This window comes from Nocardia sp. NPDC004168 (assembly GCF_040610355.1).
In the GTDB taxonomy this organism is placed as follows: Bacteria; Actinomycetota; Actinomycetes; order Mycobacteriales; family Mycobacteriaceae; genus Nocardia; species Nocardia sichangensis.
Genome location: NZ_JBEXME010000023.1, coordinates 35,155 through 56,582 on the forward strand (window position 1 = coordinate 35,155; position 21,428 = coordinate 56,582).

The window sequence follows — 21,428 nt, forward strand, 5'->3', positions numbered from 1 at the left end:
GAATGACGATCAAGGCACGCAGGGCACTGGTCGCCGTCGCCGCGGTGGCCGGTGTGGCGGTCACCTCCGGCTGCGGGCTCACCGTGGAGAAGCTGCCGCTGCCGAAACCGGGCCAGGGCGGGGAGACCTACACCATCCACGCGGTCTTCGAGAACGCGCTGAACCTGCCCGACCAGGCGAAGGTGAAGATCGGCGGTTCGGACGTCGGCGTGGTCACCGACATCAAGACCAAGAACTTCCAGGCCATCGTGGACCTGACCATCCGCAAGGACATCGAGTTGCCCAAGGGCAGCACGGCGGAACTGCGTCAGGCCACCCCGCTCGGTGACGTGTTCGTCGCGGTGTCCAAGCCCAAGACCGAGCCCGGCGCGGCAATGCTGCACGACGGCGACACGCTCACCATCGACAGCACCTCGGCGGGCGCGACCGTCGAGCAGTTGCTCATCTCGGTCTCCATGCTGTTCAACGGCGGCGGCATCGCCAGCCTCTCCAAGCTCGGCTCGGAGCTGGACTCCATCGTCGGCGGGCGTGGCGAGCAGCTCGCCCATTTGATCACCGAGATGACCGGAGTGGTCGGCAGTTTGAACGCCAACTCCGCCCGGGTGGACAGCGTGCTCGGCGAGTTCAGCACCCTCGCCAACACCATCGAGGGGCGGCGCTCGGAGCTCGGCGAGGTGGCCGACACGTTGCCGCAGATGATCGGCGCGATCGCCGAGAACAACCGGGCCATCGGCGATCTGCTCACCAAGCTGTCCACCACCAGCGCCGCGCTGGGCGACTACGCGAACACCTCGACCGAGAACCTGAACGGACTGCTGCAGAACACCCATCAGCTGATGGACGCGATCGCCAAGACCGGTGACGGCTTCGGCGTCCTGCTGGATCGGCTGCGCGTAATTCGGCCGAAGGTGGACGCGACCTTCCGCGGCAGCAGTTTCGCGGTGTACGCGACCGCGACCAACCTGGACATCAGCGCGCTCACCGATCCGCAGCACGGCAAGCTCCAGGATCTCAACGACTTGCAGGACTTCGCGGGCAGCCTGATCCAGGTGCTCCAACTCGTTCAGGGTCGAGTGGCGGGAGGCCAGCGGTGACCTCCGTGCGCAAAGTGTTCGGAAGCAAGATCTTCCTGTCGAACCTGGGTCTGGTGCTCGTGCTGCTGGTCGGCGCCGCCTACCTGATGGTGAACGTGATGCGGGTGAACCCGCTGCGGTCCGACTACACGGTCACGGTGAATCTGGACCGTTCCGGTGGTCTGCAGCCGGGCAACGACGTGACGTTGCGCGGCTGGCGCATCGGCAAGGTGACCTCGATCCAGCTGACCGATCGCGGCCAGTCCATCGCCGCCACCGCGCAGATCGAGTCGAAGTACAAGATCCCGGTGGACACCCAGATCGCGGTGCAAGCGCTGTCCGGTGCGGGTGAGCAGTACATCGACTTCCGGCCGAACGCCGAGCAGGGGCCCTATCTGGCCAACGGCGCGGTGATCAAGTTCGATCCGGACAAGATCCACACGCCCACGCCGGTGTGGTCGGTGTTGGACAACTCCAGCGCCCTGATCGCGCAGATCGACCCGGATCACTTCCAGGTCATCCTGAACGAGCTGGACATCGCGCTGAGCGGAGGCCCGGATCAGCTGCGCGGGCTGGTCAACGGCATCAGCTTGGCGATGGCGGGCCTGGATTCGCTGCTGCCGCAGACCACGAATCTGATCACCAACCTGCGCACGATCGCGAACACCACGTCCATGGCGCAGCCCGATCTGGCCACGCTGACCAGCAACTCCGGCGTGCTGTTCGAGCAGTTCAACAAGGCGAACGCGGAACTGCAACGGGTGCTGGAGACGGCGCCGGGCCAGCTCACCAGCCTGGGCGCGGTGGTGGACAAGACGGCCGATCCGATCACCAGCCTGGCGACCAACTTCCAGGCGATCACGAAGGCGGCGCAGCTGCGACTGCCCGCGCTGCGCGCGCTGTTCCCCTCGCTCGCGCTCGGTGGCGAAGCGCTCGGCATTCCGGCGCACGACGGCGAGTTCCACGCGATGATCGACATCTGGCCGCGGCCGTTCTGCACCTACAACACTCCCAAGATCCGCAACGAGGTCGTGCAGGACGGCACGATCCCGAAGTGGAACTACTGTGAGAACCCGCCGCCGGGTCAGCAGATCCGCGGCGCCGCCAACGCGCCGCGGCCCGACGTGCCCGACAACGGCGCGCACATGCCGCCGGGTGTGGATCCCAACGAGCGGACGCTGCCTCCGGTGCGGTGAGTCGTACCCGGCCCGGCGGTCGTCCCGCCGGGCGGGCATACTCGCCGGTGGAACCCGTAAGGTTCGCTGTCGCGGGCCGCTGAAGCCAATCGGTGCGCACCGACGCGCGCCGGGAAAGTGCAGGTTTTATCGATGTCTACCGACGACGCCGAGACCGGCAAGGACGCCGAGACCACGCCCGCCTCCGACCACGACACCGACGCGGTGACCGAGAAGTCGCAGGATGCCGCCGGCGCGGCGAAGCCCGACCTGTCCAAGGCGGAGAAGGCAGACAAGGCCGGGAAATCCACCTCGCTTCCGCTGGTGGCCGCGTTCGTGGCCGGCGTGCTCGCGGTCGCCGCGATCACCGCGGTGGTCGTGTTCTTCTTGCAGGGCAAGGATCGCGGCGACAAGCTCGACGCGATCCGCGACTCGACCAACGCCGCGTGCGCGTTCGGCAAGGACGTCTCGGTCTACGACTACTCGAAGAATCTCGACGACTACTTCACCACGGTGAAGGCGGGCTCGTCGGGCGAGTTCCTCAAGGAGTTCGACGACGCGACCAAGGCGTTGAAGGACGCCATGGTGCAGGCCAAGGTCAAATCCTGGGTCGATGACGTGCAGTGCGGCTACCAGTCCGGTGACCAGACCTCGGCCAAGGTGTTGGTGACCCTCACGCAGTACCGGACCAACTTCACTCAGGCCAACCCCGAGCGGCAGTTCGTCGTGGTGATCGCCCAGCTGCACAAGTCGGGCGACAAGTGGCTGGTCGAGAAGCTCGATTCGCCGATGTTGAAGGGCGCGGGCACCGGCCTGCCGGGCGCTCCCGCGCCGGGCGGTGCTCCCGCGCCGGGCGCCCCGGGGCAGCCCGCACCGTCTGGTCAGCCCGTACCGCAGCCGGGCAACTAGCCGAGCGCCTCCGGCGGTGGGCCGAGCCACCACCGCCGGAGGTCATTCGGGCAGCTCGCGGCGCTTCGGCGGGCGCATCAGAACAGCGTCAGAGCCTGTGGCGCCGACGGCGCGGCCGCCTTCCCCGCGGCCTCGTCTTTCGGCGCTTCCGGCGCCGTCGGCGTTTCCTCCACAGTCACCGCGAGCATTTCCACGGTGTTCGCCTCGGCGACAGCCGCGGTGACCGCGGCCTGCCGAGCCGCTTCTCCGGCCAGTGCGTCTGCCTGCTCGTTGAAATAGTTGCCGACGTGTCCGCGCACCCAACGGAACCGGACCGGTCCCGGCCTGCTCGCGATGGCCCGATCGATCTGCCGGACGAGTTCGACGTTCTTCACCGCCCCACCGGTCGACGTGCGCCAGCCGTTGAGCCGCCATCCCGACACCCACTCCGAGGCGCATTTGATGGCGTAGAGCGAATCGCTCTCGATGAGCAGGGGTTCGGACCCGGGGTGGGCGACGATCGCCTCCAGCACCGCGCGCAACTCCGCGACCTGGTTGGTTCCGGAAGCGGCTCCCCCACTCGCCGAGGAGCCCTGATGATTGACCCAAGCCCAGCCGATGGCGCCGCCGGGATTGCGGAGGCAGGATCCGTCGGTGCTCACGATGATCATGGCTGGCACCCTACGCAATCCGACCGACAAGATCGGTACCGTGGAATTCCTCTATCTCCCTCCGTAACCGCGACTCCGTGCGGCGCAACGCCGTTCTCACCGCGGCGTCGAGCAGGCCGGCGCTCAGGCGTCCGAGCACTCCGCGAGGTGGACTGTACTCCGCCTCGGAGGTCAGCACCGAGCGCCCGTAACCGAGCGGGTCGAAGCGCAGCCGCAGTGTGCCGGAGAAATGTCCGCGCAGTGCGTACCCGATCACCGCGTTGCGACGGTATTCGGTGATCTCGCAGGTGGCGGTCGGCTGCCAGAGCGCGAGGCGGCTGGTGGTGGCGAAGACCGCGCCGAGTCCGCGGTCCTGGTCGCCAGTCGGTACGAAGTCCGCGATCCCGAACATCCAATCCGGTACGAATAGATGGTTGTCCGTGTAGTTGAAAGCGACCTCGACGGGCGCTCCGACGTCACTCGCGTACTTGATGTGGCCCATAGGCCCTCCCTGTTCCACGACTGGCGTTAAAAGTACTACAGCTCTCCTCTTTATTCGAGGGCTCGGCGCGATTCGATGCGACGAATCGCAAGATTGCGACCGAGTAGTTGCTTGGGAAAAGGCTCCTCCGCAGCGCGCTCAGAGTTGGTCGACGATGTATTCCGCGATCGGCATGGCCGAGGTCGCCGCAGGTGAAGGGGCGTTGAGCAGATGAACCGAGCGCTCGGTGCGCTCGATCATGAAGTCGTGCACCAAGGTTCCTTCTCGCAATACCGCTTGCGCGCGAATTCCCGCTTCCCGGGGGAGCAGATCGGCGAGCGTCAGCTCCGGGCAGTAGCGGCGGCACTGTGCCAGGTATCCCCGCTTGAACAGCGAATTGCGCAGCTCTCGCAGGCCGGTGCGCACGTTCGCCTTGGCGACGCGGTGAAAACCCGGGAACCCGAGCACTTCTCGCGCGTCCCGCAGGTCCAGACTGCCTTTGCGGTAGCCCTCCCGCGCGAGACCGAGCACCGCGTTCGGACCCACCGTGAGCGCTCCGTCGATCGTCGGGCTCAGATGCACGCCTAGGAAAGGCAATTCCGGATCGGGGATCGGATAGATCAGCGTGCTGACCAGGCCGTTGCGCTCCCGCGGCAGCTGGTAGTACTCACCACGGAAGGGAACGATGCGAAAGTCGGTGTGCAGCCCGGCGGCTCGTGCCATCCGGTCGGCTTGCAGCCCCGCGCAGACCACCAGGCGGCGAGCTGTCCACGACCCGGTCGGGCCGGCGGCGGTCACCGCGTCCGAGGTCTCGGTGAGCGTCGCGACCTCGGCGCCCAGCACGAATTCGCCACCGGCGCAGCGGACTTCCTCGGCCAGCGCCTCGGTCACCCGAGTGAAGTCGATGATGCCGGTGTCCGGGACGAAGAGAGCGCCGACACCGGTGACGCGCGGTTCTCGCCGCGCGAGCTCCGCGGCGTCGATCAGCTCGACGGCCACGCCGTTGACGACGGAACGTTCATGCAGTGCGAGCATGCGTCCGTACTCGGCATCGTCGGTGGCGACCAGCAATTTGCCGCAGACCCGGTACGGAATGTCGTGTGCCGCCGCGAAATCCTTGGTCCATCGCGCACCCCGGCGGCACAGCTCGGCCTTCAGGCTGTCCGGTGGATAGTAGATGCCGGAGTGGATGACGCCGCTGTTGTGCCCCGTCTGATGGACTGCCAGACGCTCTGCCTTCTCCAGCAGCACCAGGCTCGCACCGGGATGGCGCACCAGGATCCGGTGCGCGGTCGCCACGCCGACGATGCCGCCGCCGATGACGCAGAAGTCGTAGGCGCTCATGCCGAGCAGGGTAAACGGTGTGTCACACCACGGTGGAATCCGCTGCGCCGTGCGTGGACGCGCGTTCGTCGGTTCCTTTCGCCGCGGGAGCGGGGTGCCGATCCAGGCGCAGGTCGTGCTCGCCCAGACTCGGGTCGGAGAATGCCACTCGCACCTCGCCGCGCTGGGTATCGAGGTCGGTGCGCATGGTGGTCACGGCGCCCGGTTGCTCCGGCATGGAGCCGGAGCGGAACAGACCCGTGAGCGCCGTCAAGGCATTCGTGTCCACGGTGACCGAGACCGTGTCGGCCGCGCTCTCCGCGACTTGCGCGCCGACGTAGGCGTCACCGAATCGAACTTTCCCGCCCAGCGGCGTGCGCCCAGGCGGTGTGGCAGGCGAATCGACCTGCGGCTCGGCGATTTCCGGCTGGCGGGCACGCGGAGCGGAAACCGCTGCGGGCAAGACGAAGCTGTTGCCGGTCAGCACGGGATAGAAGCCCGTGCCTCGTCCGCGATCGGGCTCGTCCGGGGCGGCTGGGGTGACCGGCGCGGCGATCGGAGTATCGGGGCGCTGCGTATCGGCGATCTGGTGGACGATATAGGCGCCGGCCGCGACGGTCAGGCTGAGACTGGCCGCACCGGCGAGCACGACGGCGGCATGCCGTGCGACCTGGGCAGGTCGGTGTGCTGTCACGATGCGCTCCTTTCCCTGCGACGCTGCTCCCCACAGGCGATCAGCACCATGGAAAGCTGTACGCCCGACCAGATTACCTGTGCGGTGGAGGGGCATACCTCATCGAAGAGAGCGGAATCACAACAGGCGCGGCACGGTGCGAGCCGGTGCGCCCTGGCGTGCATGGCGTCGATGTTTCCGTGAACGCACGGGCGGGTAAATATTCGGGTAGCTGGCGAGCGCCATTCTCGACTGCCATCTCGAGACACCCGGCCAACGGCGTCCGGCCGTCGACATGAACACGGCGCACCCAAGTGTGGCGCTCGCCCGCTCCCGATTCCGCATGGATCGGGCCGGGTGTGGGCGGGTCAGGCGAACTGGCCCGCTGTCCTTCCTTCGCCCGTCGGTCCCGCGAAAGCTTGTGCGATAGTGAGCCATTCCGCGGCGTCGTCGCCGTGCGCCAAGATTTCCAGATCGTTCGGATGGCGGCGCTGTGTCACCAGCAGACAGAAGTCGAGTGCGGGTCCGGTCACCCGCTGTTCGGCGTCCTCGGGGCCCCACGACCAGACGGTGCGATCCGGCGCGGTGAGTTCGACCCGGAATTCCGCTGCGGGCGGGGTCTTTCCGTGCACGGTGTAGGCGAAATTCCTGGTGCGCACGCCGATATGGGCCACGGTGCGCAACCGCGCCGTGGGCGAGCGGTGCACGCCGATGGCATCGGCAACGTCCTGCCCGTGCGCCCAGGTCTCCATGATGCGGGCGGTGATCATCGACGCGGCGCTCATGGGCGGGCCGAACCACGGCAGTTTGGCGCCCGCGGGCACGGCGCGCAGTGCGGCGGTGAGCGACGCGCGCCCACGCCGCCAGCGGTCGAGCAACTCGGCGGGCGGTTCGGTCGCGGCCTTCTCGGCGGCCTCGTCGACGAACGTGAGCGCGCGAGGTCCGGCTTCGGTCAGCAACTGCTGGAAGCGGGCGGCGTCCGCGGTGGCGATCGCCGCGATCTCATCGGTCCAGGCCAGATGCCCGATCTGGTGTGCGATGGTCCACCCGGGCGCGGGTGTGGCGCGCGCCCATTCCGCGGGCGCCAGCGGGGCGACGAGTCGTTCCAGGTCCGCGCATTCGTCGGCGAAGTCGCCGAGCAACGCCTCTAGATCAGCCATCTGTGCCCCTGCCGGTTCCGGGCCCACCGCCTCGTGCGCCACCGTCGTCCAGCATCGCAGCGAGCCCAAAAAAAGGCAAGCATGCTTGTTTTATTTGCCGGTTCCGGCCCTGCTACCAGCCGAAAAGGATCAAGTGGGCGGCTCCGACGACGAGTCCGAGGACCGCACCGTGTAGATACAGCAGCCAGGCGTCCTGCTCGACGGAGGCGTAGAACATCTCCATGAACTCCCCTGGCGTGAGCCGCCGCAGCTTACGCGCGGCGAACTCGTCGATGGTCTTGGCCTGCTCCCGGGTGAATTCCTCGTCCTCGACCAGGGTCGGCGCCAAGCCGACCGCGGCGCCCGCCGCGCCCACCGTGAGGTTGTCGAACTGGCGACGCCCCAGCGCCGCCCGCACGAGTGTGGTGGTCGGCCCGAGCTGACGATGGATCTCGTCGGCGATCAAGCGCTCCAGCAACTGCCTGGTCTTGTCCCCGTTCGGGCCTTCCAGCAGTTCCTTGGACAGATTCGGCAGCGTCAGCACCTGGTAGGCCAGGATGTGCGCCAGATCGGTCGCCGCTTGCGGCTGCCGTTTGGCCAGTAGTGCTTGCTTCCACAGGTACTTGTACCTCGGTTGCGGATCACCCGGCTCGAACACCATCTTCACCGCGATGACATTCACGATCACGCCGATCGCCGCCGAGGCGAGCAGCACGATCACCCAGCCGGGGACCAAGCCCAGCACCGGAATCTGCTGGTGCACGTGCAGGTACAGAGCCAGCAGCACGCCGAAGGGCGCGCCGAGCAAGCCGATGCGCACCATGAAGCGCAGTTCGGGCGCCGCGATGGTGGTGGTCAAGTCCTTCAGAATGGCCGGGTTGTCCTGCAGGTAGCGGATCACGAAACCCTTGATGCCGATCAATTGGTCGACGTTGTCGCCCAGCGACGCGAACGCGCGGCGCGACAGTGCGGGCAGTTCCCGATCCACTCGCTGGTAGATCAGCTGCTTGGCGGCGCGCGGCACCGTACGCCACAGGTCCGGGTTCTCCCGGTGCATCAGCTCGTCCACCAGCGGGCGCACCTGCTGCCGCGCCAGCACCGCGATGTAGTCGGCGATGCCGTCGAGATCGAGTTCGTGGATGAAATCCTTGGGGCTGCCGATCCGCATCAGGGCCTTGTCCACGCAGATGCTGGCCATCTTCTCCGCCCGCGCCGGGATGAAGCCCTGGAATCCGAGGCGCAGGCCGTCGCCGGAGAAGGTCGGCAGCACTTGCACCCGGCGGGGGAAGTACGGATAGAGCACGTGCAGGCCCGGGATGCGGATGCCGCGAAAGACGATCGGCCAGAACAGCATCAGCACGCCGGTCCAGTTCGTCAGCCATCCCGCCAGCGCGCTGAAGATCGGGAACGTGATCAGGTCGACCACGAATTTCGGCTGCCCGGTCACGCTCTCCCAGTCGATGAACACGCCAGCGGCGAGCGACGACATCGATGGGACTCCCTAGGCCGATCCGGCGGTACCGCCGGTATGAGATATCAAGGCCCCAACGTTCTCATTGCCTTGGACGGGGTGTCAACGCGAAGCGGGGGCCGCACCGGTCGGCACTTCGCCGTCAGCGAACGGACCGGTCGGGGCGGAACAAACCCACACACCCCGGGGTTGAGTAGGCATCGCTCAACTTTTGGAAGGTCGAAGACGTGACTACACCTCAGAACCTGCCGGTGCTGTTCCTGACCGATCCGATCGTGCTGCCGGGCATGGTCGTGCCCATCGAACTGGACGAATCGGCGCAGGCCGCGATCGATGCCGCGCGCGCCGCAAAGACCGACGCCGTGCTGCTCGCGCCGCGGCTGAACGAGGGCTACGCCACCTACGGCGTGGTCGCCACCATCGAACAGGTCGGCCGGATGCGCGGCGGAGCCCCGGCGGCCGTCCTCAAGGCCGAACGGCGCGCCAAGATCGGGCACGGTGTCACCGGGCCGGGAGCCGCGCTGTGGGTCGAGGCCGAGCCGGTCGAGACGCCTGCTCCGGACGGCCGCACGAAGGAACTGGCCGCCGAATACAAGAAGCTGGTCGTCTCGGTGCTGCAACGCCGCGAGGCCTGGCAGATCATCGACGCGGTCAATCAGCTGACCGACCCGTCGGCCATCGCCGACACCGCGGGTTACGCCCCGTACCTGACTTCCGAGCAGAAGCGTGAACTGCTCGAGACCCCCGACGCGGCCGAGCGGCTGACCACGCTGATCGAGTGGACCAAGGCGCACATCGCCGAGGCCGAGATCAGCGAGAAGATCAGCGAAGACGTGCGCGAGGGCATGGAGAAGAGCCAGCGCGAATTCCTGCTGCGCCAGCAGCTCAACGCGATCCGCAAGGAACTCGGTGAGGACGAGCCCGACGGCGCCGACGACTACCGCACCCGCGTCGAGCAGGCCGACCTGCCCGACACCGTGCGTGAGGCGGCGCTGCGCGAAGTCGGCAGGCTGGAGCGTGCCAGCGATCAGAGCCCGGAATCCGGCTGGATCCGGACCTGGCTGGACACCGTGCTCGAGCTGCCGTGGACGGTGAAGACCACCGACAGCGCCGACGTCTCGGCCGCCCGCGCGGTGCTGGACGCCGACCACCACGGCTTGGACGAGGTCAAGGACCGCATGGTCGAGTACCTGGCCGTCCGCGCTCGCCGGGCCGCCCGCGGCCTGGAGGTGGTCGGCGGACGCGGGTCCGGCGCGGTGCTGGTGCTGGTCGGTCCGCCCGGCGTGGGCAAGACCTCGCTGGGAGAGTCCGTGGCGCGAGCGCTCGGCCGCAAGTTCGTCCGCGTGGCCCTGGGCGGCGTGCGTGACGAGGCCGAGATCCGCGGTCACCGCCGCACCTACGTCGGCGCGCTGCCCGGCCGGATCGTGCGGGCCATGAAGGAAGCCGGTTCGATGAACCCGGTCGTCCTGCTGGACGAGATCGACAAGGTCGGCTCGGACTTCCGCGGCGACCCGGCGGCCGCGTTGCTCGAGGTGCTGGACCCGGCGCAGAACCACACGTTCCGCGATCACTACCTGGATCTGGATCTGGACCTGTCCGACGTGCTGTTCATCGCGACCGCGAACGTCATGGAGACCATCCCCGGCCCGCTGCTGGACCGGATGGAACTGATCACCGTCGACGGCTACACCGAGGACGACAAGGTGGCCATCGCGCGCGACTTCTTGGTGCCGCGGCAGCTGGAGCGCAACGCGCTGACCGCCGAGGAGGTGTCGATCAGCGAGGAAGCGCTGCGCGAGATCGCCGCCGACTACACCAGGGAGGCTGGGGTCAGGCAGATGGAGCGGCTGATCGCCAAGGCGCTGCGCAAAGCGGCCACGCGGCTGTCGGAGCGCGAAACCGGATCTGGTTACGACCCCGAACTGGGTTACGACGTCGAGCGTGACGCCGGAGCCCTGACGATCGGTCTGGACGACCTGAAGGACTACTTGGGTCGTCCGCGCTTCACTCCCGACTCGGTGGAACGCACGGCCGTCCCGGGTGTGGCCACCGGCCTCGCCGTGACCGGCGCGGGCGGCGACGTCCTCTACATCGAGGCGAACGCCGCCGAGGGCGAGCGCTCGCTGACCCTCACCGGCCAGCTCGGCGACGTCATGAAGGAGTCGGCACAGATCGCGCTGACCTACGTGCGCTCGCACCTGGAGGAGATCGGCATCGAGCCGTCGGTGCTTGATCGCAATATCCACATCCACTTCCCGGCGGGTGCGGTGCCGAAGGACGGGCCGTCCGCGGGCGTCACGATGGTCACCGCCCTGGTGTCGCTGGCGCTGGGTCGTCAGGTGCGATCGGACGTCGGCATGACCGGTGAGGTCACGCTGAACGGCCGGGTGCTGCCGATCGGCGGCGTGAAGCAGAAGCTGCTCGCCGCCCAGCGGGCCGGATTGAAGACGGTGTTCATCCCGGCGCGCAACGAGCCGGATCTGGACGACGTTCCGGCGGAAGTGCTGGCCGCGCTGGACGTCCGGCCGGTCGCCGACGTGGCCGACATCCTGGCCTACGCGATCGAGCCGGTCGCCGAGCCTGCCTTGGGGCCTGCCTTCGCGGCGACCGCCTGATGGGTGCGATCGGACGTAGTCCGTCCTCAGCCCACGCATGGCCGGAGCGAAGGCGGAGGTACGCCTGACCTTGGACGGAACGGGCCGGGCACGGAGCGTATCCGGGCCCGGCCCTTCGCATGTCGCGATCGGCGGAGGGACGTTGGTGAAGCACCGGAGCGGCTCATCGCTCGCCGTGCCCGGTGTGGCCACCATCGACGGACCTCGCCACACCGGGTCGGCGGCTGACCCTCGCCGAATGTGCTGTGTCGCAACGCACTTGCCGGGCTGCGGCACAGGCGGTCGGCGGATCTCGTTCCTGAGTACGCCCGCGCGCCGACACCCCGGCCAGTGCCGCCGTCACCCGATAGCGCGGGCGGCGTGCGAACGGACGTCGTGAGGTCAGGGACTGGTGTTCGTGCCGGCCAGGTCCGTTTCCGCGAGCCGGGTGGTGCCTTGGCCCACCGCGCACAGGACCGGTTCGCGCCCGGAGCTTTCCGCGTAGATCGCGCAGTGGGCAACCGCCTGGCGGCGTGTCGCCCCGGTGACGGATGCCTCGATGCGCAACCGGTCGCCGGCGGCGGGCCGCAGGTAGGTGATGGTGACACCTCCGGTGAGGACGTTCGCGCCGAGAACCGTTCCCGCGGCGAAGGTGAGGGCGTTGTCGGCGGCATAGGCGAGCACGCCGCCGTGCACGTAGCCGAATTGCTGGGTCAGTTCGCGGCGCAGCGGGATGATCAGGGTCGCGGCGCCGTCGCCGAAGGCGGTGATCTCGGTGCCGATCAGCGTGGCGAAGGGCTGTGCGGCGAGTATCTTCTTGGCGCTGTCCAGGTCGAGGGTGTTGGTGGCGGTCACTCGGACAGCTGCCCTGCGGCCGCGGTGCGATCGGCGGCGAGCGCCAGCCAGGCGGCGTCGGCCAGCTCGCCCGCGACTTCGGCAGGGGCGATGCGCATGTCACCGCCCAGCCACTGCCGGGTGTATTCCTGCGCCGGACCCAGCCACAGCGCGTAGACCAGATCGATGGGCAGATCGCGCACCACCCCGTATCCCGCGTGGGTGCGCCACCACCGCGTCACGTCGGACATGAAGCGGCGATTGCTCTCGCTCTCGCGCACTCCCGGCGGCCGCGCGGAGGTGAGTACCGTTGCGCGATATTGATTTTCGCTCACCCACCGCAAGTGTTCGCGCACACCGGCGGTGACGCCTTCCCGCGCGTCGGCGCTGTCGCCGACCACCGCCCAGAAATGCTTCTGATAGTCCGCCAGCGCGTTGGCCCACACCTGCCGGTACAGGTCGGCCTTGTCCGGGAAGTGGTGGTAGAGCGCACCGACGCTGGCGCCCGCCGCGCCCCGGATCTGGGTCAGCGTCGCGTCGAGCGCTCCGTGCTCGGCGAACTGGCGCTCGGCTGCCAGTAGCAACCGATCTCGAATCTTCATATCCAGAATTTAGTTCTGTTCTGCGGGCCGCGCAATGTCAGGACATCCGTGTGAGGGGGATCAGGCAGTGGGACTCATCGCGGTGCTGCGGACGATGGCACGACCGGCGGCGGGTGCGGCGATGCCGGTCGGCGGGCGCTCGCGCCGGAATTGCGGCCGGGTGTCGCACCCCTGCGGTAAGAACGGCATGTGGCCAGATGGCTGTTGCATGTCGATCTCGATCAGTTCCAGGCGGCGGTGGAGTTCCGCCGCCATCCGGAACTGCGGGGCCTGCCGGTCATCGTCGGCGGCCACGGCGATCCCGCCGAACCGCGCAAGGTGGTGACCTGCGCGTCCTATCCGGCGCGTGGGTTCGGTGTGCGGGCCGGAATGCCGCTGCGCAGCGCTCAGCGCAAGTGCCCCGACGGAGTGTTCCTTCCTTTGGACATGGCCGCCTACGAGGACGCCTCCGACGAGGTCATGGCCCTGCTGCGGACGTTTCCGGGGCGGGTCGAGGTGTGGGGTTGGGACGAGGCGTTCCTCGCCGCCGACACCGACGACCCGGAAGCCCTCGCGCAGCAGGTGCGCGACGCGATCGCCGGACTGGAACTGACCTGCTCGATCGGCATCGGGGACAACAAGCTCACCGCCAAGCTCGCGACCGGCTTCGCCAAGTCGGCGGGCAAGTCGTCGGCCGAGCCCGCCGCCGATGTGGGCGCCGCCGCGGGCGTCTTCCGGCTCACCGCCGCGAACTGGACCGAGGTGATGGCCCATCGCCCGACCAACGCGCTCTGGGGCATCGGCAACCGCATCGCCGCCCGGCTCGCCGAACTCGGTATCGGGACCGTAGGCGAGCTGATGACGGCGGACCGGCATCGACTCGCCGCCGAGTTCGGGCCGAACACCGGTCCGTATCTCTGGGTGCTCGGCCACGGCAAAGGCGATACGGACGTCACCACCGAACCGCGAATCCCGATCGGCCGCAGCAAATCCGAGACCTTCCCGCACGATCTGACCGATCCAGGCGAAATCCGCGCCCAGGTCGCGCGGCTGGCCACCGAGGTCGCCGAGGAGATGGCCGCGGCGGGCCGGATCGGCACCCGCGTTTCGGTGACGGTGCGCACGAACACCTTCTACACACGCAGCAAACAGGAAAAACTGCCCGAACCGACCATCGACGTCGCGCGAATCGCCGAGACGGCGCTGCGCATCATCGAACGGTTCGACCTCGACCGCCCGGTTCGTCTGCTCGGCGTGCGGCTGGAACTCCTGCCGCGGTAACTCCCGGACCCGTCCGGACGCTCGTATGCTCGTCCGCATGGAGTTCTGGGCGATGGTGGCACACGAATCGGATAGCGGGATCGTCCTGACCCGGCAGCAGGCCGGCGAGGATTTCCTCGGGCCGGGTGACGTGACGATCAAAGTGCACTACTCGAGCGCGAACTACAAGGACGGGCTGGCGATCACCAAGGGCGGCGGTGTGGTGCGCAACTACCCGATCGTCCCTGGGATCGACATCGTCGGCGAGGTGGTCGAGTCCGCCGACGACGATTTCGCCCCGGGTGACCAGGTGATCGCGCACGGATACGACATCGGTGTCGCGCACAACGGCGGCTTCGCCGAATACGCCAGGGTGCCCGCCGAATGGGTGGTCAAGCTGGAGGGCCTGAGCCTGCGCGACGCGGCCGCGCTCGGCACCGCCGGGTTCACCGCGGCCCTGAGCGTGCAGGCCCTGCTCGATCGCGGCCTCATGCCGGACGCGGGCCCGGTGCTGGTCACCGGCGCGACCGGCGGGGTCGGCAGCGTGAGCATCGACATTCTCTCTGGCCTCGGCTTCGAAGTCATCGCTTCCACCGGCAAGACCGACGCGAACGATCTGCTCAGCGAGATCGGTGCGAACGAGGTGATCGGCAGGCTGCCGGAGGACCCGAACGCCAAGCCGCGGCCATTGACCAAAGCGCGGTGGGCCGCGGCCGTGGACAGCGTCGGCGGCGCGTCGCTGGCCTACGTGCTGAGCGCCATCGGCTACGGCGGCGCGGTCGCGGCCAGCGGGCTCACCGGCGGAGCGGAACTGCCCACTACGGTGATGCCGTTCATTCTGCGCGGCGTCACCCTGGAAGGCATCGATTCGGTCAACCTTCCGATCGAGCGCCGCAGGGAGGTGTGGGCCCAGCTCGGCAAAGAACTACGACCGCAGCATCTTTCGACCTTGGAGAACTACGCTCCGATCACCGATGTGGAGCGGGTGCTGCACTCCATCCGCAACGGCAGCCACCGGGGGCGCACCGTTCTCGGCGTCAAGGGCGAATTCTGACCGCAAGTCCTCGGTAGCGCTCGGACGACATCCACGCCGGATGCGTTCCGGACCTACCGAGACCGCAGGGCATGAGACCGATCAGCGAAGCCCGGCTCGATTCGTTCGAGCCGGGCTTCGCCGACTTGCCCGAGCGTGCTCCCCTTCCGCGGACGGCCTCGATCGGAGCTCGCCGCGCGGGGGAAGCCGTTGCCACCGTCGCGAGCACCGATCCGATACGGTTCTTCCGCATCCACCTACGTGCTCGCTCCGGTCGAGAGGCGAATTTCGTTGTCCACGAATCCGTTCTGGCGTTCGATGTCGATAGTGGCGGTGTCCGCACTGCTGGCCGCGCCCGCGTACGGCCGGGCCGAGCCGGTGGCCGACTCGCACCCGAGCGGCGCGGACCGCTTCTACCGCCAGACGCTCGAGTGGAAGCCGTGCGGCGTCGAGAACTTGGACAAAGCCGGTGGCGAGTGCGCGAATGTCCTCGTGCCGCTCGACTACGGGCGTCCCGACGGTCGCACGATCACCTTGGCGATATCCCGGGTGAAGGCGAGCGATCCGGCGCGGCGGCGGGGCATCCTGGTGTCGAATCCGGGCGGTCCCGGCGGCCCGGGCCTGGACAGTGTGGATCTGCTCGGTGATGTGCTGTCGCCCGACGTGCTGGCGAGTTACGACCTGATCGGGATGGACCCGCGCGGAGTCGGCGAATCGACCTCGAGTCCGCGGTGCGGGTGGCCGGTCGGCGAGATGGTCCGGTCGGCGGGCCTTGATCCGCTGGGTTTCGTGCACGACACCGTTCAGTCCGCAGGCATGGCCGCGAGCTGCGTGGTTCGTGATCCGGAGTTGGTGCGGCAGTTCACCACTCGCAATACGGCGCGGGACATGGACGTCGTCCGGGCGGCCCTGGGCGAGGAGAAGATCAATTTCTACGGCTTGTCCTACGGCACGTATCTCGGGGCGGTGTTCACCCAGATGTTCCCCGAGCGCAGCGATCGGGTCGTCCTCGACAGCGCGATCGACCCGGATCGGTATTGGACGGGCTTGGTACAGGATTGGGGACCCGCCGACGAGATCGCGCTGGACGATTGGGCGGTGTGGGCCGCCGCCCACGACGAAGAGTTCCGGCTCGGCGCGACACCGCAGCAAGTGCGCGCGAAGATCGAGGAGCTGGTTCGCATCGTCCACCGCCAGCCGATCGTCATCGACGGATTCGCGATCGACGACCATTGGTTGCCGTTCATCCTGCACGCCTTGCTGTGGAACTTCCGGCTGAACGAACCGCTGGCCGCGACGGTGCGCGAACTCGCCGACGCCGCGGGCGGTCCGCCCACGACCTCGCAGACGCCGCGGTTGCGCGCCATCGTGGCGGCGCTGCGGGACAACGAGAACTCCGTCCTGGCGGAGGTCGCATGCGGCGATGTCAGCGCGCCCATCGATCCCCTCTGGTACTGGCGCAATATCGAGGAGAGCCGGGCCACGCAACCGGTGTTCGGCGCGCTGGCGGGCAACATTCAGCCGTGCGCCTTCTGGCCTCGACCGGTCGAACCCGCGACCGTGGTCCGGAACGCGGTGCCCGCCCTCATCGTGCAGGCGACGGGAGATCCGCGCACTCCCTATGCGCACGGCGTCCGGCTGCACCAGTATCTGTCGCAGTCGCGGATGGTCACTTTGCAAGACGTCCGTATCCACATGACGTTCCGGCCGGAGCTGAGCAGTTGCGTGAACAACGCGATCAACACCTACTTCGGCGCGGGAACCCTGCCGGACGCCGACACGACCTGTACCGCGGACCAGACGGCGAGCTGACCGGACGACGGATCACGCCGCGGCCGTGACGGGTTCCTCGGCGAACTGCGTCCGGTACAGCTCCGCGTAGCGGCCATCGGCGTTCAGCAGCTCGGGGTGCGTGCCGCGTTCCACGATCCGGCCGTCTTCCAGAACCAGGATCTGGTCGGCGGCGCGGATGGTGGACAGCCGGTGTGCGATCACCAGCGCGGTCCGGCCCTCCAGCGCTTCGGACAGCGCCTCCTGCACGGCGGCTTCCGAGGTCGAGTCCAGCGAAGCGGTCGCCTCGTCCAGGATCACCACGCGCGGCTGCTTGAGCAGCAGGCGCGCGATGGTCAGGCGCTGGCGTTCACCGCCGGAGAGCCGGTAGCCGCGCTCGCCGACCACGGTCTCCAGCCCGTCCGGTAGCGACGCGACCAAGTCGCGCAGCCGGGCGCGCTGGAGTGCGTCCCAGAGTTCGTCCTCGGTCGCCTCCGGCCGCGCGAGCAGCAGATTGGCGCGAATGGTGTCGTGGAACAGGTGTCCGTCCTGGGTGACGAGCCCGACCGTGTCGCGGATCGATCCGGTGGTCAGCTCGCGCACGTCCACGCCGTTCAACCGCACCGCGCCCGCGTCTACGTCGTAGAGGCGGGAGACCAGCTGCGCGATGGTCGACTTGCCCGCGCCCGACGAGCCGACCAGCGCGATCAGCTGACCGGGCTCGGCGCGCAGCGACACGTCGTGCAGCACCTCCACCCCGCCGCGGGTGTCCAGATTCGCCACGTCCTCCAGCGAGGCCAGCGACACCTTGTCGGCCGACGGGTAGCCGAAGCGCACCGCGTCCAGCTCCACCGCGACCGGGCCCGCCGGCACCGTTTTCGCATCCGGCGCGTCCTCGATCAGCGGCTTCAGGTCGAGTACTTCGAAGACGCGCTCGAAGCTCACCAGCGCGGCCATGATCTCCATCCGGGCGCTGGCCAGCGCGGTGAGCGGCGTGTAGAGCCTGGTCAGCAGCAGCGACAGCGACACCACCGCGCCCGCGTCCAATTGCCCGCGCAGCGCGTACCAGCCGCCGAGCCCGTACACCAAGGCGATCGCCAGCGCGGACACCAGCGTGAGCGAGGTGACGAAGACCGTTTGCAGCATCGCGGTGCGCACGCCGATGTTCCGCACCCGGCGGGCCCGCAGCGCGAATTCGTCGGACTCCTGTTCCGGACGACCGAACAGCTTGACCAGCGTCGCGCCCGGCGCGGAGAACCGCTCGGTCATCTGGGTGCTCATCGCCGCGTTCAGCCGGGCCGCTTCCCGCTGCAAATCGGCTAGGCGGTTGCCCATCCGGCGCGCAGGCAGCACGAATACCGGAAGCAACACCAGCGCCAGCAACGTGATCTGCCACGAGATGCTGATCATCACCCCGAGGGTCAACACGAGGGTCACCAGATTGGCCACCACGCCGGACAGGGTGTCGCTGAACGCGCGCTGGGCGCCGATGACGTCGTTGTTCAATCGGCTGACCAGCGCGCCGGTCCTGGTTCGGGTGAAGAAGGCGACGGGCATCTTCTGCACGTGGTCGAACACGGCGGTGCGCAGGTCGAGGATGAGCCCTTCCCCGATTCGCGCCGACATCCACCGGGTCGCCACCCCTAGTCCGGCGTCGAACACCGCGAGCACGCCGATCACCACCGCGAGGACGACCACCACCCGCGGCGCAGCGCCGCCGACTATGTGGTCGACGACCCGGCCCGCCAGCACCGGCGTGGCCACGGCGAGTACCGCCGATATCACGCTGAACAGCAGGAACGCGCCGATCCGCCGCCGGTGCGGCGCGGCGAACCGAACGATGCGCCCTGCGGTGGCGCGGCGGAACGGGCGCTGTTCCTGTGGCGCGTTCGCCCGCCGGTACATCTGGCTCCACGCCACGGATTCGATGCTCACGTTGTTCTCCCTCTCGCTCCCCGCCCCATCCAAGACCTGGCCACCGACACTAAGACCTCAACAATGGTTGAGTTCAAGTCGATTCCGGGCAGGCGGTGTTTCCGCCCACGGCGAAACCGACCGCAGCCCGAGCCCCTCACTCATCCCCGGGCGGGCTGAGGTCCGCGGAACTGACGCATCGGGCGCACAAGCGCAGCAGTTCCGCACGGGCGGATAGCCCAACTGGAACACGGAGGCACCGGTTCCCCAAGGGCGCTGTCCGGATCTCGATGCGGCGAACCAGCGACTACGACCGCACGGCCTTCGAGCTTCTGAAGTCGAACTCGAGAAGGATTCTTGTCGGGCCGACAAGTGATCTCGTGGCGACCACATCGCGGTTATTGCGAGCGGTCGGTCCAAAGGACTACCCGGTCCCCGGTGAGCCACACCTGCCGACAAACCTGACAATCGCCGCCCCGACCCCGCGCACTGGGTCAGGGGCTTACATACAAACGCGCTCAGCGCACCGCAACCACGTCTTTCGAGCGAAGCGAGACCGAGCATCCGCCGTTCGCGGCCCGGCTCGCGTCCGAGTGGCCGCCGCGTCCGCGACGAAGTCGCCAGCGGCGGTCGCTCGGACGCGAGCCATGAGGGGGCCGCGAACACGCAGCGCCGCAGGCGCTGCAAAATAAACACCGTGCGCATCTTCTTGGCCGGTGCGACCGGCGTTATCGGAGTCCGCTTGCTTCCGCTGTTGGTCGAAGCGGGGCACGAGGTCGCGGGGATGACCCGATCGGCGGGGAAGGCCGATCCTTTGCGGGCGCTGGGGGCCGAGCCCGTGGTGTGCGATGTGTACGACGCCGACGCCCTGTCCGCCGCCGTGGTCGGGTTCGGGCCCGACATGGTGATGCATCAGCTCACGGACCTGCCGGACGACGCGGCGCTGCTGCCGGAGCGGGCCGAGGCGAACGCGCGCATCCGTACCGAGGGCACCCGTAACTTGATCGCCGCCGCGCGGGCGGCCGGGGCGAAACGCTTTCTCGCCCAGAGTATCGCGTGGGAGCCGCCCGCGGGCCGGGGCGCGGTGATCCAGGAGCACGAAGCGGCCGTGCTGGACTTCGACGGCGTGGTGGTGAAGTACGGCCAGTTCTACGGTCCTGGCACCTACTACGAGACCGAGCTGCCCGCGCACCCGCGCGTGCATGTCGACGATGCCGCGGAGCGGACCATTCCGCTGCTGGATGCCTCGAGCGGTGTGGTGATCATCGCCGACGCGTCCTGACCGGCGGTCAGGACGCGCAGGGGCCGGTGTCGACCGGGCGGTCGGAACGCCACCCGTGGTCGAGCCGGTCGAGGACTTCCGGCAGGCTCGTGGCGAATCCGACATTGCTGTTGTTCTCGTCGACACCGAACACGATGCCCAGCACCCGGCCGTCGCGGTCGACCAGTGGCCCGCCCGAATTGCCGTGCTGGATCGAACCGTCCAAGGTGTAGATCTCGCGTTCCCCGACACCGGTGCGGTAGATGTCGCGCACCTGGCGTTGGGCCCGGCCGCGCACCCGCGTGGCGGACGCGGTGTAGGACCCGCCCCTGGGGTAGCCGAGCGCGATCGCGTCGTCGCCGGGATCGGCCGGTTCGGGCGCGACAGTCAGGGCGGGCGCGGTGAGCCCGGGGACGGCGAGCACCGCGATGTCCATGGTCGGATCGAACCGCACCACAGTCGCGGTGAGCGATCCGGCCGCGGTGTCGACCGACACTTTGCTCGAGCCCGCGACGACGTGCGCGTTGGTCAGCACGCGCTCCGGCGCGATGACGAATCCGGAGCCGGACTGGCGCACGCCGCAGGTCGGCGCGAGATCCTGGACGCGAAGCACACTCTGGCGCAGTGCGGCGGGCATCGGTCCCGCGACGATGCCCGGATCGGGCGGCGCGAGCGGGCGGCCGAGCCCGGCGTCCACGATCGGTCCGGTGAGCACCTCCGACAGTCCGGACAGCCAGAACGGCGCGACGTCGTCGACGGTCCGCACGGTCGTCGAATCACGCACCAGGGCGGACGATTCCAGCGGTGCGGCGAACAGCCACACCACCAGCGGCACCGCGAGCGCGTAGGCGAGACATCCGCAGACGGCGTCGGCGCGTTGCGCGACGGGATCGGACACCGTCGCGCGTGCGGCTCGTCCGGCCCGGTTCCCGGCGACCGCGCCGAACGCGACCAACCCGGCGACCACCGTCAGCGCGAGCAGGAGCCGCACGGCGCCGGGAGCCAGCTGACCGAACACCGTGGCCGAGAGCGCCGCGCCGAGAATCGCTCCTGCCAAGGCGCCCGCGAAACCGGGCAGCCCTACGATCGCGCCGCGACGCCAGCCGAGCACCGCGGCCACCACGACGGTGGTGAGCACGGCGAGATCCAGCCAGTTCGGCAAGGTCAACGCCATACTCCCGTCGCTGCTGGTGGACAACGGCGACGGATTCGTCGTCGGCCGCCCCGTCGCCGTCCGGCTGTGTCACGGCCGACGAGTCGGCAACGGTCGAGCCGCTAATCTAATCAGCGATTCGAGCTGCGGCAACC

General features: G+C 68.5%; 18 protein-coding genes. 8 read left to right on the forward strand and 10 right to left on the reverse strand.

What is annotated here, in order from left to right; genetic code table 11:
- Window positions 1–2 precede the first annotated feature (2 nt).
- The 3 genes from ABZW96_RS29365 to ABZW96_RS29375 all read left to right on the forward strand — a co-directional run bounded on the left by ABZW96_RS29365 (window position 3) and on the right by ABZW96_RS29375 (window position 3,157).
- The gene (locus ABZW96_RS29365; protein ID WP_355078863.1) at window positions 3–1,094 is read left to right on the forward strand and encodes an MlaD family protein; all 1,092 of its coding nucleotides are present in this window, start codon (window positions 3–5) and stop codon (window positions 1,092–1,094) included.
- Window positions 1,091–2,269: an MlaD family protein gene (locus ABZW96_RS29370; protein ID WP_355078864.1), complete on the forward strand. Its 1,179-nt coding sequence runs from the start codon at window positions 1,091–1,093 to the stop codon at window positions 2,267–2,269. The genes ABZW96_RS29365 and ABZW96_RS29370 overlap by 4 nt, the downstream gene beginning before the upstream one ends.
- Window positions 2,270–2,401: 132 nt before the next feature.
- Complete coding sequence (locus tag ABZW96_RS29375) at window positions 2,402–3,157, forward strand: hypothetical protein (RefSeq protein WP_355078865.1); 756 nt, start codon at window positions 2,402–2,404, stop codon at window positions 3,155–3,157.
- A gap of 77 nt (window positions 3,158–3,234) precedes the next feature.
- On the opposite strand, the gene ABZW96_RS29380 is transcribed toward ABZW96_RS29375, so the two are convergent.
- The 6 genes from ABZW96_RS29380 to ABZW96_RS29405 form a co-directional block, all read right to left on the reverse strand.
- Window positions 3,235–3,807 carry a ribonuclease H gene (locus ABZW96_RS29380; protein ID WP_355078866.1) on the reverse strand — a complete coding sequence of 191 codons (573 nt, stop codon included), beginning with the start codon at window positions 3,805–3,807 and terminating at the stop codon, window positions 3,235–3,237.
- A 10-nt stretch (window positions 3,808–3,817) separates the two neighbouring features.
- A complete protein-coding gene (locus ABZW96_RS29385) occupies window positions 3,818–4,288 on the reverse strand; it encodes an SRPBCC family protein (protein ID WP_355078867.1) in 471 nt (156 codons plus the stop codon).
- Window positions 4,289–4,426: 138 nt separating this feature from the next.
- Window positions 4,427–5,611 (reverse strand): L-2-hydroxyglutarate oxidase, encoded by a 1,185-nt coding sequence (gene lhgO, locus ABZW96_RS29390; protein WP_355078868.1) that lies wholly within the window; start codon window positions 5,609–5,611, stop codon window positions 4,427–4,429.
- A 22-nt stretch (window positions 5,612–5,633) separates the two neighbouring features.
- Entirely contained in the window at window positions 5,634–6,284 is a 651-nt protein-coding gene (locus ABZW96_RS29395; RefSeq protein ID WP_355078869.1) for a hypothetical protein, read from the reverse strand.
- A 347-nt stretch (window positions 6,285–6,631) separates the two neighbouring features.
- On the reverse strand, window positions 6,632–7,423 hold the full coding sequence (locus ABZW96_RS29400; RefSeq protein WP_355078870.1) for a TIGR03084 family metal-binding protein: 792 nt from the start codon (window positions 7,421–7,423) through the stop codon (window positions 6,632–6,634).
- 112 nt (window positions 7,424–7,535) lie between these two features.
- On the reverse strand, window positions 7,536–8,891 hold the full coding sequence (locus tag ABZW96_RS29405) for a hypothetical protein (RefSeq protein ID WP_355078871.1): 1,356 nt from the start codon (window positions 8,889–8,891) through the stop codon (window positions 7,536–7,538).
- A 269-nt stretch (window positions 8,892–9,160) separates the two neighbouring features.
- Between ABZW96_RS29405 and lon the strand changes: the two genes are divergently transcribed.
- On the forward strand, window positions 9,161–11,488 hold the full coding sequence (gene lon / locus ABZW96_RS29410; RefSeq protein WP_355078977.1) for an endopeptidase La: 2,328 nt from the start codon (window positions 9,161–9,163) through the stop codon (window positions 11,486–11,488).
- Between the two features lie 381 nt (window positions 11,489–11,869).
- On the opposite strand, the gene ABZW96_RS29415 is transcribed toward lon, so the two are convergent.
- The gene (locus tag ABZW96_RS29415; RefSeq protein WP_355078872.1) at window positions 11,870–12,322 is read right to left on the reverse strand and encodes a PaaI family thioesterase; all 453 of its coding nucleotides are present in this window, start codon (window positions 12,320–12,322) and stop codon (window positions 11,870–11,872) included.
- Window positions 12,319–12,903: a TetR family transcriptional regulator gene (locus ABZW96_RS29420; RefSeq protein ID WP_355078873.1), complete on the reverse strand. Its 585-nt coding sequence runs from the start codon at window positions 12,901–12,903 to the stop codon at window positions 12,319–12,321. The genes ABZW96_RS29415 and ABZW96_RS29420 overlap by 4 nt, the downstream gene beginning before the upstream one ends.
- A gap of 189 nt (window positions 12,904–13,092) precedes the next feature.
- Here ABZW96_RS29420 and ABZW96_RS29425 point away from each other — a divergent pair, with 189 nt between their 5' ends.
- The 3 genes from ABZW96_RS29425 (at window position 13,093) to ABZW96_RS29435 (ending at window position 16,987) form a co-directional block, all read left to right on the forward strand.
- A complete protein-coding gene (locus ABZW96_RS29425) occupies window positions 13,093–14,163 on the forward strand; it encodes a DNA polymerase IV (RefSeq protein ID WP_355078874.1) in 1,071 nt (356 codons plus the stop codon).
- Window positions 14,164–14,200: 37 nt separating this feature from the next.
- Complete coding sequence (locus ABZW96_RS29430; RefSeq protein WP_355078875.1) at window positions 14,201–15,196, forward strand: oxidoreductase; 996 nt, start codon at window positions 14,201–14,203, stop codon at window positions 15,194–15,196.
- 306 nt (window positions 15,197–15,502) lie between these two features.
- Complete coding sequence (locus tag ABZW96_RS29435) at window positions 15,503–16,987, forward strand: alpha/beta hydrolase (RefSeq protein ID WP_355078876.1); 1,485 nt, start codon at window positions 15,503–15,505, stop codon at window positions 16,985–16,987.
- A gap of 12 nt (window positions 16,988–16,999) precedes the next feature.
- On the opposite strand, the gene ABZW96_RS29440 is transcribed toward ABZW96_RS29435, so the two are convergent.
- The gene (locus ABZW96_RS29440) at window positions 17,000–18,880 is read right to left on the reverse strand and encodes an ABC transporter ATP-binding protein (protein ID WP_355078877.1); all 1,881 of its coding nucleotides are present in this window, start codon (window positions 18,878–18,880) and stop codon (window positions 17,000–17,002) included.
- A gap of 676 nt (window positions 18,881–19,556) precedes the next feature.
- On the opposite strand from ABZW96_RS29440, the gene ABZW96_RS29445 reads away from it, so the two are divergent.
- On the forward strand, window positions 19,557–20,141 hold the full coding sequence (locus ABZW96_RS29445; protein ID WP_355078878.1) for an NAD(P)H-binding protein: 585 nt from the start codon (window positions 19,557–19,559) through the stop codon (window positions 20,139–20,141).
- 7 nt (window positions 20,142–20,148) lie between these two features.
- Here the strand turns inward: ABZW96_RS29445 and ABZW96_RS29450 are convergent, their stop codons facing one another.
- Window positions 20,149–21,294: a MarP family serine protease gene (locus tag ABZW96_RS29450; protein WP_355078879.1), complete on the reverse strand. Its 1,146-nt coding sequence runs from the start codon at window positions 21,292–21,294 to the stop codon at window positions 20,149–20,151.
- Window positions 21,295–21,428: the final 134 nt, after the last annotated feature.

What these genes read in the sequence shown, in the direction of transcription:
- ABZW96_RS29405 (WP_355078871.1), bottom strand. Translation starts at nt 8,891, where the DNA reads ATGTCGTCGCTCGCCGCTGGCGTGTTCATCGACTGGGAGAGCGTGACC.
- ABZW96_RS29430 (WP_355078875.1), top strand. Translation starts at nt 14,201, where the DNA reads ATGGAGTTCTGGGCGATGGTGGCACACGAATCGGATAGCGGGATCGTC.
- lon (WP_355078977.1), top strand. Translation starts at nt 9,161, where the DNA reads ATGGTCGTGCCCATCGAACTGGACGAATCGGCGCAGGCCGCGATCGAT.
- ABZW96_RS29420 (WP_355078873.1), bottom strand. Translation starts at nt 12,903, where the DNA reads ATGAAGATTCGAGATCGGTTGCTACTGGCAGCCGAGCGCCAGTTCGCC.
- ABZW96_RS29450 (WP_355078879.1), bottom strand. Translation starts at nt 21,294, where the DNA reads ATGGCGTTGACCTTGCCGAACTGGCTGGATCTCGCCGTGCTCACCACC.
- ABZW96_RS29400 (WP_355078870.1), bottom strand. Translation starts at nt 7,423, where the DNA reads ATGGCTGATCTAGAGGCGTTGCTCGGCGACTTCGCCGACGAATGCGCG.
- ABZW96_RS29385 (WP_355078867.1), bottom strand. Translation starts at nt 4,288, where the DNA reads ATGGGCCACATCAAGTACGCGAGTGACGTCGGAGCGCCCGTCGAGGTC.
- ABZW96_RS29380 (WP_355078866.1), bottom strand. Translation starts at nt 3,807, where the DNA reads ATGATCATCGTGAGCACCGACGGATCCTGCCTCCGCAATCCCGGCGGC.
- ABZW96_RS29365 (WP_355078863.1), top strand. Translation starts at nt 3, where the DNA reads ATGACGATCAAGGCACGCAGGGCACTGGTCGCCGTCGCCGCGGTGGCC.
- lhgO (WP_355078868.1), bottom strand. Translation starts at nt 5,611, where the DNA reads ATGAGCGCCTACGACTTCTGCGTCATCGGCGGCGGCATCGTCGGCGTG.
- ABZW96_RS29375 (WP_355078865.1), top strand. Translation starts at nt 2,402, where the DNA reads ATGTCTACCGACGACGCCGAGACCGGCAAGGACGCCGAGACCACGCCC.